A 14,471-nucleotide genomic window follows, 5' to 3' on the forward strand; every position below is an offset into this window, starting at 1 on the left:
GTAGTGTGGGTATTACCCATGTGAGAGTAGGGTGCCGCCAGACTTTTAAATTAAAAAGTAGTAATAAAATACATACCAAAATACGGTGGAGCGGTAGTTCAGTTGGTTAGAATACCTGCCTGTCACGCAGGGGGTCGCGGGTTCGAGCCCCGTCCGTTCCGCCACCTTATTTAGGGGCGTAGTTCAATTGGTAGAGCACCGGTCTCCAAAACCGGGTGTTGGGAGTTCGAGACTCTCCGCCCCTGCCACACATTAATAATTTGTTTTAATTTTAGTCAATTAGTTAGTTCTACTTACATAAATTACAGAAAAATGTTTACAGATTAACTTAGTTAATTATAATTCCTGCCCAATTATGTTTATAATCTAGAGGATAGAAAATGGCTGAGAGTTTTATAAGTCAACAACGTTTTTTTGATAATAAGAATTATCCGAGAGGATTTTCTCGTCATGGTGATTTTACTATTAAAGAAGCTCAAATTTTAGAAAAATATGGTTGTGCTTTTAAAGATCTTGATGCAGAAATAAAAAAACCTGCTACAGCAGAAGAGAAATCATTTGTTTCTGTATGTAAAGGCAAAAAAGAAGCATCTACTGATTTTGAAAAAGTATGGCTTAAATATCTTGCTCGTATAAATAAACCTAAGCGCTTTCATACTTTATCAGGTGGTAAACCTCAAGTAGATGTAAGTGATGACTTTGTTGACAGTGATGATTAAACTTGCTTAGTTTAGCCTATATTTTTGTGTAATTGAATTAATAAACGATCCATAGAACGATAACTTAATGCTTCTGAAATATGTTGTCGTTCTATAGTTTCGGAAAAATCTAAATCTGCTATAGTCCGGGATACTTTCAATATTCGATGCCAGGCTCTAGCTGAAAGCCCGAGCTTTAATAGAGCTTGCTCTAAGTATTCACTATTCGCATCGGATAATTGGCAATAAAGTTGAATTTCTTTTGCTGTTAATTGACTATTCAGCTTTTTATTTCTTGTTAGTTGTTTATCTCTACTTCGTAATACACGCTCTTGTACCGATTGTGTTGATTCTACCGAGACTGCTTTTTTGCTTAATGCACCTTGTGGTAATAAAGGTACTTCAATAGAAAGATCAAATCTATCCAAAAATGGTCCTGAAAGCCGATTCAAATATCGAATAATTTGTTGTGGTGTGGTTCGGTTATGTGTTCCTTGATAATGTCCTGTTGGACTAGGGTTCATCGCAGCAATAAGTTGAAATTTTGCAGGAAATTTTATTTTAGCATTTGCTCTTGAAATAGTAATCTCACCCGATTCAATTGGTTCACGTAATGCGTCTAAAACTTTACGATTAAACTCGGGTAGTTCATCTAAAAACAGTATTCCATTATGAGCAAGTGATATTTCACCTGGTTTAGGGATACTGCCACCACCAACAAGTGCGGCTGCAGATGAACTATGATGAGGCGATCTAAATGGACGTTTACGCCAATTTTTGATAGATCCATTTAGACTAACTAAACTCGTTATTGCTGCACTTTCCAGTGCCTCATTATCTGATAGTGGTGGTAATAAAGACGTTAAGCGTGTTGCCAACATTGTTTTACCAGTTCCAGGCGGTCCAATTAAAAGTAAATTGTGACCTCCAGCAGCTGCAATTTCTAAAGCTCTTTTAGCATGTTCTTGTCCAATTACATCTTCTAAATTATTTTTCTGGTTATCATATTCTTGATATTCTCGATATTCAACGCTAGGTAAATTAATTTCATTAACTAGATATTGGCATAATTCAGATAAATTATTAGTGATTAATGTATTGTTATTATGAATTAAAGATATTTCAGACTGATTTTCAGCAGAAATAATTAATGTTCTGTTTTTTCTTTTGGATGAGAGGGCAGCCGGAATCGCTCCTTTCACAGCTCTAATATCTCCCGAAAGTGCTAACTCACCTAGAAATTCATATTCTGATAAATGATCAATTGGAATTTGTTCTGTTGCAGCGAGAATAGCAACAGCGATGGGAAGATCAAAACGACTGCCTTCTTTAGGTAAATCCGCTGGGGAAAGATTAACGGTAATTTTTTTGGAAGGGAAGGTAAAGCCACTGTTAATAATAGCACTACGTACACGATCTTTTGCTTCTTTAACGGTAGTTTCTGGCAAACCGACTAAAACAAAACCAGGTAATCCATTACTAATGTGAACTTCGACATTAATTTGTGGCGCTTGAATACCAAAAGACGCTCGAGTATAGATGATAGCAAGTGACATAATATGATCAATCTAAAAATATGAGTATTAGTATACTAATTTTGTTATGGCATAATTTAGATTGAATTAGTCACATATTGAGAACTATCTCCCAATGAAAATTCTATTTTTGAAAAATAACCAATTTTACTAATTTGGCAATAGTTTGGTGATAAGTAGCGTGACAAAAAATAAACAGGTATTACTTAATACAACAGATGGACCTGTAGGTGTGTCATAAATGAATGAGAAATACAAACCGCCAATAATTGAGAGCATACCTAATACTATAGCAATTATTGCCATTTTTTCTGGTGTTTTTGAATAGTATTTAGCGGTAGCGGCGGGGATAATAAGTAAAGAAGTAATAATTAGTGCACCTACAAATTTCATAGCGATACCAATTGTTAAAGCTAATAAAAGCGTTAAGGTTAATTTAGTCAATTGTATGTTAATGCCATGGGTAAATGCTAATTCTTCGCTGACAGTGATAAATAAAAAATGGTTCCAACGCCAAACTAATAAAAGACCTATTACAAATACGCACCCAATAATTTGGTAAAGTTCGGTCATAGTTACTGATATAAGATCACCAAATAGATACCCCATTAAATCAACCCTAATATTTTTCATTAGGCTAATAACGACTATTCCTAATGATAATGAACTATGTGCTAAAATACCAAGTAAAGTATCAATGGGCAGTTGTTTTTGTGATTCTAACCAAAGTAGTCCTAATGCTAAAATGAGGGTAATAAAAATTACTGCATAAAACAAATTGATATGGAGTAGAAAGCCAAAAGCAATACCAAGAAATGCTGCATGTGATAAAGTATCACCTAAATAAGACATTCTGCGCCAAACAACAAAAGTACCTAATGGACCTGTTATTATTGTTAAGCATAATCCAACTAATAAAGAAGGTAGTAATAACTCAATCATTGTTTTTATCCTTTCCAAAATTAGGTCTAACAATTCTTCTTTGATTATCTTGATTTTTTTTGCAAAATTCATGTTGGTGATTGTGATGATGTTGATATACAGCAATTTTGGCTGCATTTTGTTGACCAAAAAGTGTAATAAACTCAGGATCATTTGAAACAATAGCTGGCGAACCAGAACAACAAATATGGTGGTTTAAACAAATGACTTCATCTGTTTTTGCCATCACTAAATGCAAATCATGAGAAACCATTAATACACCACAATTGAATTGATTTCTGGCATTAATAATTAAATCATATAATAAAACTTGACCGTTAACATCAACCCCTTGTGTTGGCTCATCAAGAATTAATAATTCTGGTTTTTTAGCCAGTGCTTGAGCAAGTAATACTCGCTGTAATTCACCTCCAGATAATTGATGCATTGATTTATCAATTAGATAATCAGCATTAACCATTGATAACATATTAATGATATTATTATTTTTTAATTGTTTATTCAGCTGCATAAAGCGTTTAACTGTAATTGGTAATGTGGGATTTAAATTGATTGATTGAGGTACATAACCAATAGTTAAATTTGGTGCACGTTTTATTGTTCCGGAAGTGTTGGCAATTAATCCTAAAATAACTTTAACCAAAGTTGATTTACCCGCACCATTAGGACCAAGTAAGGTAATAATTTGACTAGGACTAATTGTTAAGGAAATATCATATAATATATTTTGATTATTAACTTCAACTGCGACATTATTAAGTGAAATTAATGGAGTCATATTAATTACGGTCCTTGCTTACCCACAGCTTGTGTTATATTATAACATAACAATTTGAAATAGTATTTTAACATACTTTTTAAATATCGGATGATTATATGAAAAAATTTATTATTTTGAATGTCTGGTCTTTTTTTAGGTTCTCAATAATTTCAATTTTATTGTTGCTCATTAATGGAATGTTTATCATTGCTAATGCTAAAATAGTTTCTTCAGTAAAACCAATTGGTTTTATTGCTGAAGCTATAGCATCAGGGGTAACAGATACTGATATTTTACTACCAGATGGAGCTTCTCCGCACACCTATTTTTTAAAGCCATCTGATTTAGTTAAACTCAAATCAGCACAATTAGTAATTTGGGTTGGAGAAGATATAGAAACTTTCTTGCCTACAATTCTTAAAGATATTGATAAAAAAAAACAAATTGAATTAATGCAACTTCCTCAAGTTAAAGCTTTTTTACGAGTCGGGCAAAAACATAATGAGTCCAAATTTCATCATGAAAATAACCACAAAGACCACTTCCATAATAGTGAATATGATGAGCATATTTGGTTATCGCCGAAAATTGCAAAAATTATAGCTCAAACTATTCATGATAAACTTATTATACAATATCCTAATAAAAGAGCTATAATTGATGAAAACCTGAGCAAATTCACAACAAAACTGATTGAAACAGAACAAAACATTGCAAAAAAACTAATTAGCGTACAAAATAAGGGGTATTTTGTGTTTCATGATGCTTATGGGTATTTTGAATCACAGTTTGGTTTAAAAAATCTAGGTAGTTTTATCATAAACCCAGCAGTGCAGTCTGGTGTTCAAAAAATTTATGCTATTCAACAAAAGCTAAAAGAACACCAAGCTGTTTGTGTATTTAAAGAACCGCAGTTTAATTCTGCAGTCATTGAAAAATTAGTGGATGGAACGGATGTTCATATTGGCGTATTGAACCCACTAGGGACAGATATAATTCCTTCAAAAGACTCTTATTCACAATTTTTATTACAATTAACACAGCAATTTTTGGATTGTTTAGATAATAAATAGTTAAGGTTAATTTTGGCACGACAAATTAAATCTCCGAATATTGAAAAAAGCTTTTATAAATTACCCTATTTTTCAGTATTAGGCGTCCTTGTTTTTGTTATCTTATTTGCTGTGTTATGGCGTCCACTCAATTTAGAACGCACAGTCTATATTCCTTTATCTTCGCAGGCCGAAACAACAGTAATTAATAATCCTCATTCATCTGTTGAGATTGAAGAAGCTAGGATTGAAATGGTGGATGGCAAACCTGACGCCGAACAAGTTACTGAATCTTCAGATGAGCCTGAAGATGAGATTGTTAAAGATGAATTAGATGATATTATTGATGAAAAAGATAATACGGTACAATATACTATTTCACGCGGTGACACCTTGCATGATATTTTGTTACGTTATAATGTTAATAAGAATGATATTTATCAATTAACTACAAAATTTAAACAACTTGCGAATTTACGAATAGGACAACAAATTACTTGGACTACTGATGATGATCATAATTTACAAAGTTTTAGTTGGATAATTTCCAGCAATAATATTCGTATTTATGAAAAATCTGGTGATAAATTTATAGAAAGTTCTGAAACAGTAGAAAGTGTTCCAGAAAATGTGATTATTAAAGGTGAAATTCAATCAAGTTTTGTTACAGATGCGCGAAAAAGTGGATTAACAAACAACGAAATAAGTATTATTACTCGGGCATTACAGTGGAGACTTGATTTTCGACGTTTACAAGTAGCTGATAAATTTGTAGCAATTGTAAAACGAGAGATGCATGGGGAACGCTTGACTAATAGTCAATTAATTGGTGTACGGATTAAAAATGGTAGCAAAGATTATTATGCCATTTTGGCCGATGATGGTAAATATTATAATATCAATGGTGACAGTTTATCTCAGAGTTTTTTTCGTTATCCATTAATGAAGCAAGCCCGTGTTTCCTCACATTTTAACCCGAGGCGTTTACATCCAATTTCAGGTCAAGTAACCCCTCATAATGGTGTCGATTTTGCGGTATCGCGCGGTACCCCTGTGCTTTCTGTTGGTAATGGAGAAGTTGTGATTGCTAAATATAGTGGATCGGCAGGCAACTATATTGCTATCAGGCATGGTCGTCAATATATGACTACTTATATGCATTTGGACAAAATTTTAGTAAAACCTGGACAGCAAGTTAAGCAAGGGGAAAAAATCGCATTATCTGGAAATACTGGACGATCTACAGGTCCTCATTTGCATTTCGAATTGCATATCAACAATAAACCGGTCAACCCTTTAACGGCAAGTTTACCTATTTCAGAAGGTTTAACCGGTAAATCAAAAAATGTATTTTTAGAAAAAGCGAAAGAAGTGAAGTCTAAACTTAGTTTATAAAACTTTTTATACTAAAACGTATAGTTAACCTGAAACATCTTTACAAAAATATCATCAGTGTATCTTTTATAAATTGTGTTATTATAAGGCATTTTTTATTCAATAATGTTTACTAGGTGTGAAGTTTGAATACATCAACTAAATCAAGCCCCAAAAAAAACGCAAAAAAAACAAAAAAAATTAAAAAACGTACACTTTGGAGACGAATTTTCTCATTGTGTTTGAAACTTTTTTTGATTCTTGCCGCTATAACCATTATTTATGGTATTTATCTTGATCAACAAATTAAAGAACGAATTGATGGGAATGTTTGGGAGTTGCCTGCAGCTGTCTATGGTCAAATTATTGATTTGGAACCTGATAGTGAATATAGTTTGAATGATATTGTAACTATTTTAGTTGGTGCGCAATATCGTCAACAAGATATCAAAGCAACCAGACCTGGAGAATTTATTGTTAGCAATAATAGCGTCGAAATTTATCGCCGACCTTTTACTTTTCCAGATGGTGAAGAACAAGCATTTCGTGTAAAAATTACTTTCTATGATAATCGAATTGACCGTATTACCAATTTAGATACAAAACGTGATTTTGGTTTACTTAAAATTGATCCAAAATTGATTACTATGATGCATTCACCTAATGGCGAACAGCGCTTATTTGTACCATTAAAAGAATTTCCGGATTCGTTGCTACAAACGTTGGTTGCAACAGAAGATAAACGATTTTATGAGCATCATGGTGTAAGCCTATACTCCATAGGTAGGGCAATTTTTGTTAATTTAACGACCGGCCGTACAGAAGGCGGCAGCACCTTAACGCAACAAACTGTTAAAAATCTCTTTTTAACAAATGAACGTAGTTTAAGGCGAAAAATAAACGAAGCCTTTATGGCTATAATTTTAGATGCTCGTTATAGTAAAGAGCGGATTTTAGAACTTTATTTAAATGAAGTTTATTTTGGGCAGGCTGGTAGCGAAGAGATCCACGGTTTTCCTTTAGCTAGTCTTTATTATTTTGGTCGTCCAGTAAATGAACTTTCATTAGACCAGCAAGCAGTATTAGTTGGTATGGTTAAAGGAGCTTCATTATATAACCCATGGACACAACCAAAACAAGTCATTGAACGACGCAATGTGGTATTAAAGCTTGCTCAACAACAAGGTATTATTGATGAGGAATTATATAATTTATTAGCTCAGCGTCCACTTTCTGTTCTGCCTAAAGGTGGAGTTATTTCACCACAGCCAGCATTTATGCAAGTAGTTAGAAGTGAATTACGTAAACAATTAGGTGACAAAGCTGATCATCTTTCTGGTATGAAGATTTTCACTACTTTTGATCCTGTTGCACAAGCTGCAGCAGAACAAGCAGTAACTAACGAAATTGAAATTCTTCGAAAATCAACCAATAAAGATCTACAAACTGCAATGGTGATTGTAAGTCGAGAGACTGGAGAAATTCGATCGATTATTGGTAGTGCTGAACCGCGCTATCCTGGATATAATCGGGCTTGGTTAACACGGCGTGCAATAGGTTCGCTAGCTAAACCTTCGACTTATTTGACAGCACTTGGACAACCAGATCATTATCAGTTAAATACCTGGCTTAATGACAGTCCTCTTTCGATTAAACTTGATAATGGTAGTTATTGGCAACCCAAAAACTACGATCGTAAATTCCGTGATCGAGTTATGTTAGTTGATGCTCTAGCCCTTTCACTTAATGTACCAACAGTTAATCTAGGTATGGAACTTGGGCTTGATGCTTCCAAAAATACGCTACAAGCACTGGGTGTACCACCTGATCGTATTCCTAATTTACCGTCAAGATTACTTGGTGCCCTTGAATTAACGCCATTAGAAACAGCACAGATGTTCCAAACTATTACCAATAATGGTCAACGTTCCCCTTTGACCATTTTAAGATATGTTTTGACCGAGAAAGGTGAACTGGTTTATCAGAGTTATCCACAACAAATTCAATCGGTTTCGCAACAATCAGCTTACTTGACGACTTATGCAATGCAACAAGTGGTTGAATCAGGTACGTCACGTTCTTTAAAAGCAAAATATGGAACATTTAAATTAGCTGCTAAAACAGGAACAAGTAATGATTCACGAGATAGTTGGTTTACTGGCGTTGATGGCAAAAATGTAGCAGTTATTTGGATTGGGCTTGATGATCATTCGCCGATGAAATTAACAGGTGCAACTGGTGCATTGAAAATTTATAGTGAATACTTACAAAATAATCCACCTAAAAAATTGATACTCCCTGTACCACAAAATATTTTTATGTTATCAATTGATAGTGATGGTCATTGGCAATGTAATGGCAGTGGAGCGCGAATATTACCGGCATGGACAATCAACCCAGATAGTTTATGTTCATTTAGTGGTCAGTCAGAATCTAGTCAACAAGCCCCAACTTGGCTAACTGATATTTTGAATAATTAAGTGAAAACAAAATGCCTGAATTACCAGAAGTTGAGACAAGTCGTCAAGGTATTTTGCCTTATTTAAAAGGGCAAACTATTCAACAAATTATTGTTCGACAACCTAAGTTACGTTGGCCTATTGTTAAAGAGATAACACAAGCACAAGGACAAGTTATTTTAGATGTCAAACGGCGTGCTAAATATCTATTATTGCAATTGACCAACAATTGGATTGTTATTCACTTAGGCATGTCAGGCAGTTTGCGCATTTTATTAAATCAGCAGGAAATAACTAAGCATGATCATGTGGATCTTGTTTTAAGTAACGGTGTCACGCTTCGTTATACTGATCCAAGACGTTTTGGTTGTTGGCTTTGGACTAATTCCATTGAAGATGTATCTCAATTAAAGCATTTGGGACCAGAACCTTTGAGTGATGAGTTTTCAGCAGAGTATTTATTATCAAAGACAAAAAATCGACAAGTACCAGTTAAGAGTTGGATTATGGATAACCATATTGTCGTTGGTGTAGGTAATATCTATGCTTCTGAATCACTATTTATGGCAGGCATTAATCCAAGCCGTAAAGTCAGTTCGTTACAATTGTTTGAACTGAAAAAATTAGTTAAAGCGATTAAACAAGTACTTACAAAATCAATTGAACAAGGTGGAACAACACTTAAAGATTTTCTTCAATCGGATGGAAAACCGGGTTATTTTACTCAAAAACTTCAAGTATATGGTCGAACAGGTCAACCCTGTTTAATTTGTCAATACGAAATAAAATCGCAAAAAATTGGACAGCGTAACACTTTTTATTGTGAGGTCTGTCAACAGTAATTATTAATTGCTTTTAGCAACTGTTCATTTAAATTGACAATGTAATTTAGTCATTTCGTAAAAAAAAGAAAATATCTTTAATTGGCTTAATTGTTTTTTATTTGTGCATAATGCATATAGATATTAGTTGATTAATGGTTAGTTACAACGTATTCATTAATGATGCGATTAGTTAATATTTAACCAATCTTTTGCTTTTGGGGTTATGGACTTGTTAGGCTATATCAGCTATCTTTCTAGTTAAATAGTATTTATATTTTATGAGATCTAGTTTGCCATGCTAATTAGTGGTAACATATTAATAATTCGAAATTTTTACCTATCATTTACTAAATTTTATATTTTTAGACTTTTAAACTCGGTTTTTATTAAGGAATTTAAAATGATCAAATTTGCATCTCGCTTTTTGATAACTTGTTTTGTTTTATTATATGCAATGAGTAGTAATGCAGAAGTTCATATTATTATCACTGATGGCATTAGTTCTGCTAAACCCATTGCTGTAGTGCCTTTTAAATGGACTGGTTCAGGTAAACCGCCACAAATTATCGAAGAAATTATTGCCTCTGATTTACGAAACAGTGGTAAATTTAATCCTATTGACATTGCTAATATGCCCCAGAGACCTACCACAGCTTCAGATATTTCGCCAAGTATGTGGAGTAAACTAGGTGTGTCCGCAGTGGTTGTAGGAAATATTCAACCCGATGCTTCTGGAAAATACATTATTAACTATCAATTAGTTGATATAGTTGATCGTCCAGGTGCCATTTTAACGCAGAATCAGTTTTCTATTGAACAACGCTGGCTTCGTTTTGCCGCTCATACCGCTAGTGATGAAATTTTTGAATCATTAACTGGTATTAAAGGAGCCTTTAGAACTAGAATTGCATATGTAGTTAGAACTGATAGCGAGCCATATAGCCATGAACTTCGTGTTGCAGATTATGATGGTTATGATCAAATTACTGTTCATCGTTCTAAAGAACCATTAATGTCACCAACATGGTCACCTGATGGTAAAAAATTAGCCTATGTTACTTTTGAAGGACATCATTCAGCATTAGTATTAAAGACTTTAGATAGCGGAACAGTTGAAACAATTGCGTCTTTCCCGCAACACAATGGTGCTCCAGCCTTTTCTCCAGATGGGAGTAAATTGGCATTTGCTTTATCTAAGGGTGGAAGTTTAAATTTATATATGATGAATTTAAGATCTAAAAAAATTACGCAAATAACTTCTGGACGGACTAATGATACTGAACCATCTTGGATGCCAGATAATCAAACAATTGTTTATACTTCTGACCAAGCTGGTCGCCCACAACTTTATACCATTAATGTAAATGGTGGAACACCAGAAAGGTTAACATGGGATAACACACAAAATCAAAATGCGCGTGTTTCTCCTGATGGGTCATTTATTGCATTAATTTCAACTAATAATGGAGAACAACATATTACTCGATATGATGTGAAAACTAGTACTTATCAACAATTAACTGATACATTTCTAGATGAAACCCCAAGTATTGCACCAAATGGAACTATGATAATTTATAGTTCTTCACAAGGATTAGGAACGATTTTAAATCTTGTTTCAACAGATGGCAATTTTAAAGCTAAACTACCAGCAACTGATGGGCAGGTGAAATTTCCTGCATGGTCTCCTTATTTATAAGGAATGGTTTAAATTTAATCAATATTATTAATATTAAAATTGTACAAAGTTTAAGGTCGTTATAATATATGTATCTATTCTTACTGTTTGGTAACCTAACGTTACTTCAGTCAGTTAGATACATATAATATAAGTGATAAATAATTTATTCAAACATAAAGGAGTTAATACAATGCAAGTTTCTAAATTTATCAAAATCGCTGCGATTGCTTTACCATTAATCGCTGTAACTGCGTGTTCAACTACCAAAAGTAGTAGCACAGTTGCAAATAATGGTTCGCTAACAGCGGCAGAACAACAACTTCTTCAACAATTACAAGAAATGAGTACTGTATATTTTGATTATGATAGATATAATGTTAAATCTGATTATACAAAATTGTTAGATGCTCATGCAGAATTTTTACGTGCGCATTCATTCTTAAAAGTAGTTATTGAAGGTCATGCCGATGAACGTGGTACCCCAGAATATAACATCGCTTTAGGTGAACGTCGTGCTTCTGCTGTTAAATCTTACTTACAAGGTAATGGTGTTTCAGCAAATCAAATGGCAATTGTATCATATGGTAAAGAAAAACCAGCTGTGTTAGGTCATAATGAAGCAGCCTATGCTAAAAATCGTCGAGCTATAATTACATATTAATTATTACATCAATAACGGCTGATTATTTTTAATCGGCCGTTCGTTTTCATGTTCACTCTGAGTCTACAAATATGTATAAAAAAATATTTACATTATTCTTGTTTCTTTTATTTGCCGGTTATGGTTGTGCAACAGATAGTTCAGAGATAGAGCGAACTGTTCAGGCCCAAGGGCAATTATTAATTCAAAGTCAACAAAAGATAAATGATTTACAATCAGATGTAGATGCACTTCGTGGTCAATTAGAGGAAACTCAATACCAACTTAATCAAACGATTGAACGTCAAAAAATGATTTTGCAACAGATGACAAATGGTTCTACATTTTCATCAACTACGAACGATGATTCTTCAATAGAGGAATCAAGTTCGTCGTCTTCTAAATCATCCTCTACTTCTTCAGATTTGGCAAATTGGACAACATCGGGTAATGACAAGAAAGATTATAACTTTATAATGCAGTTTATAAATACAAACAAGCAGCCTAATGAATCAATTGCTGCCTTCCAAAAGTTTTTACAAAATTACCCAAAGTCTCGTTATCGAGCTAATGTTAACTATTGGCTAGGTCAACTGTATTTTAAACAAGGTAAGAAAGACAATGCATCCTTTCATTTTGCAACAGTTGTAAAAAATTATTCATCTTCGCCAAAAGCTGCTGATAGTCTTTATAAAGTTGGATTAATATTACTCAGTAAAGGCGATAAAAAAAATGCTAAAGCTGTTTTCCAACAAGTGGTAAATAAATACGCAAAAGACAAAAAAACGGTTAATTTGGCCAAAAAAAAGTTAGCTTCCCTTTAAAAAATGTTTAATTTACCATCTTTTAACAAAAAATAGTAATAAAATGGTTGCGTAGCCAGATAATTATAAGTATTATAGCAACCCGAAATTGCTTGTAACCTTAATAATTAAGGTGATAGTAAATCAAATCAAAATGGGTTGTTAGCTCAGTCGGTAGAGCAGCGGACTTTTAATCCGTTTGTCGAGCGTTCGAATCGCTCACGACCCACCATTTATCTTATTAAATTATTATAACTTACTGCTAAATTCTCTTTCCCAATTTCATTATGACACATTGACTATAACGTAAATGTGATATTATAAGTAAAATCAAGCATGTGACTAGCATTTAAATTAGCGTACTTTCTGCCCATTACTAATGGCTCCCAGTCATATGTCTCTTTCAAAATAAAAAGAGGCGTTCCAGCTTGTACATGCTAACTTATCCCACGTATGACACTAATCGTGAAAATGAAAATTATCAATTCGGATTAATTGCAATGCTCTTTTAAAATCACGTCCATCAATATCGTATATCCGTTTATGTGTTTCATGTATATACATAGTCGCTATCACGTGATAAAGAAGCAATTAACTGCATCGCTTACTCATTCAAAACAAGTGATCTTGCTTTACCTGTTAGCATTTGTATGGGTTATTACAGCAAGCCGATTTGATAAATTAAAATTTGTCCACGTTAATGTGAAAATTTCACTGATCTTAATCCCAGTTAACCGAGCAAAAGAGCAAATTTGTTTCATCCAGGGGAGCTATAAATTATCAATTAAATAATTAGCCTGTTCTTTAGGCAGCCAGCGAAAGCTTATTTTTGGGCTCTTGGCTACGTGTAACATAAGGAATAGAGTTAACTCTCTCTATCTTATGAGCTAAAGAGAATATCCTCATTTATTTTATTGCTATATTTGGTCAAAAATAAATTTGATGAAGTCTTCTTGTAAAATTTCGATTTGAAATAAATCTAAATATTCATGAGTATCTGATTTTGTACTTTCTAATTCGATATGTTTATCTGTTAATGAAACTCCAGATCTTTCTCGAGCTGGCATACTCTTATCATCAACAATATACAACCAATATCTTTTAGAGAAAACTTAACATTTTTAATATCTAAGTATTAATTATTTTTGTTATTTTATATTCATATCCTTTCACAATGCAAAATCATAAGTTAGAACAATTTAATAATTTAGCTATACTTCTATTTGAAAAAGTCATAGTGTAATTACACACATCGCTATCGTTGACGTGAACTTGCATGGAAATTTACCTGACTCTTTTAAGGTGAAGATGAAAAGAAGTAAGCTGCTTATTTTTTGAATATTACTAGACGAATATCTCGCTTTACTCGCACGTAAAACAAGACCATGTTTAGCAATATGGATGCATGAAACGTGCTTAGGAGTTAAACGGTCTAAACCTTTACTAAAAGTAGCATCGGTATTACTACTTAGCTTAGCCAAAATTGGTGACAATCTTAATCAAATAGCGAAATATGTTCATCAAAGTTAAAAGCATCAATAATGTGAGCAACGTATTCAACTTGATTGAACAGATTAAAATCATTCAGATGTTACAAATACAAAAAAAATCAATTAACCAAGCTGATATCAATATTGAGCAAACAAAACAACGAATTGAGTCAACTAAATGACCAATTGAACAATCAAAATCAATCTTTTCGT

At 33.3% G+C, this 14,471-nt stretch carries 12 protein-coding genes and 3 tRNA genes; 11 read left to right on the forward strand and 4 right to left on the reverse strand.

All coding sequences use genetic code 11. From position 1 onward, the window contains the following. Positions 1-87 precede the first annotated feature (87 nt). The 3 genes from Q0K76_RS08665 to Q0K76_RS08675 all read left to right on the forward strand — a co-directional run bounded on the left by Q0K76_RS08665 (position 88) and on the right by Q0K76_RS08675 (position 719). Positions 88-164, forward strand: a tRNA-Asp gene (locus Q0K76_RS08665). A gap of 8 nt (positions 165-172) precedes the next feature. Then, positions 173-248, forward strand: a tRNA-Trp gene (locus tag Q0K76_RS08670). Positions 249-380: 132 nt separating this feature from the next. After that, positions 381-719 (forward strand): DUF413 domain-containing protein, encoded by a 339-nt coding sequence (locus Q0K76_RS08675; protein WP_294614415.1) that lies wholly within the window; start codon positions 381-383, stop codon positions 717-719. An 11-nt stretch (positions 720-730) separates the two neighbouring features. On the opposite strand, the gene Q0K76_RS08680 is transcribed toward Q0K76_RS08675, so the two are convergent. From Q0K76_RS08680 to znuC, 3 genes are all read right to left on the reverse strand, one after another. Beyond that, positions 731-2,254 carry a YifB family Mg chelatase-like AAA ATPase gene (locus tag Q0K76_RS08680; RefSeq protein WP_294614419.1) on the reverse strand — a complete coding sequence of 508 codons (1,524 nt, stop codon included), beginning with the start codon at positions 2,252-2,254 and terminating at the stop codon, positions 731-733. 129 nt (positions 2,255-2,383) lie between these two features. Further along, on the reverse strand, positions 2,384-3,175 hold the full coding sequence (znuB, locus tag Q0K76_RS08685; protein ID WP_294614422.1) for a zinc ABC transporter permease subunit ZnuB: 792 nt from the start codon (positions 3,173-3,175) through the stop codon (positions 2,384-2,386). Then, positions 3,168-3,953 carry a zinc ABC transporter ATP-binding protein ZnuC gene (gene znuC, locus Q0K76_RS08690; RefSeq protein WP_294614425.1) on the reverse strand — a complete coding sequence of 262 codons (786 nt, stop codon included), beginning with the start codon at positions 3,951-3,953 and terminating at the stop codon, positions 3,168-3,170. The genes znuB and znuC overlap by 8 nt, the downstream gene beginning before the upstream one ends. A 98-nt stretch (positions 3,954-4,051) precedes the next feature. Between znuC and znuA the strand changes: the two genes are divergently transcribed. The 8 genes from znuA to Q0K76_RS08730 all read left to right on the forward strand — a co-directional run bounded on the left by znuA (position 4,052) and on the right by Q0K76_RS08730 (position 13,000). After that, positions 4,052-5,008, forward strand: coding sequence for a zinc ABC transporter substrate-binding protein ZnuA (znuA, locus tag Q0K76_RS08695; RefSeq protein ID WP_294614428.1), 957 nt, complete (start codon positions 4,052-4,054; stop codon positions 5,006-5,008). Positions 5,009-5,020: 12 nt separating this feature from the next. Then, positions 5,021-6,382: a murein DD-endopeptidase MepM gene (gene mepM, locus Q0K76_RS08700; protein ID WP_294614431.1), complete on the forward strand. Its 1,362-nt coding sequence runs from the start codon at positions 5,021-5,023 to the stop codon at positions 6,380-6,382. A 125-nt stretch (positions 6,383-6,507) separates the two neighbouring features. Next, positions 6,508-8,841 (forward strand): bifunctional glycosyl transferase/transpeptidase, encoded by a 2,334-nt coding sequence (gene mrcB, locus Q0K76_RS08705; RefSeq protein ID WP_294614435.1) that lies wholly within the window; start codon positions 6,508-6,510, stop codon positions 8,839-8,841. Positions 8,842-8,852: 11 nt separating this feature from the next. After that, a complete protein-coding gene (gene mutM / locus Q0K76_RS08710; RefSeq protein ID WP_294614438.1) occupies positions 8,853-9,662 on the forward strand; it encodes a bifunctional DNA-formamidopyrimidine glycosylase/DNA-(apurinic or apyrimidinic site) lyase in 810 nt (269 codons plus the stop codon). Positions 9,663-10,047: 385 nt separating this feature from the next. Further along, a complete protein-coding gene (gene tolB, locus Q0K76_RS08715; RefSeq protein WP_363322450.1) occupies positions 10,048-11,343 on the forward strand; it encodes a Tol-Pal system beta propeller repeat protein TolB in 1,296 nt (431 codons plus the stop codon). Between the two features lie 172 nt (positions 11,344-11,515). Then, positions 11,516-11,986 (forward strand): peptidoglycan-associated lipoprotein Pal, encoded by a 471-nt coding sequence (gene pal / locus Q0K76_RS08720; RefSeq protein WP_294614446.1) that lies wholly within the window; start codon positions 11,516-11,518, stop codon positions 11,984-11,986. 71 nt (positions 11,987-12,057) lie between these two features. Continuing rightward, positions 12,058-12,789, forward strand: coding sequence for a tol-pal system protein YbgF (gene ybgF / locus Q0K76_RS08725; RefSeq protein WP_294614449.1), 732 nt, complete (start codon positions 12,058-12,060; stop codon positions 12,787-12,789). Between the two features lie 135 nt (positions 12,790-12,924). Continuing rightward, a tRNA-Lys gene (locus tag Q0K76_RS08730) sits at positions 12,925-13,000 on the forward strand. Positions 13,001-13,685: 685 nt separating this feature from the next. On the opposite strand, the gene Q0K76_RS08735 is transcribed toward Q0K76_RS08730, so the two are convergent. Then, positions 13,686-13,835 carry a hypothetical protein gene (locus Q0K76_RS08735; protein WP_294614452.1) on the reverse strand — a complete coding sequence of 50 codons (150 nt, stop codon included), beginning with the start codon at positions 13,833-13,835 and terminating at the stop codon, positions 13,686-13,688. Between the last annotated feature and the right edge of the window lie 636 nt (positions 13,836-14,471).

This window comes from uncultured Gilliamella sp. (genome assembly GCA_945271295.1).
GTDB lineage: Bacteria > Pseudomonadota > Gammaproteobacteria > Enterobacterales > Orbaceae > Gilliamella.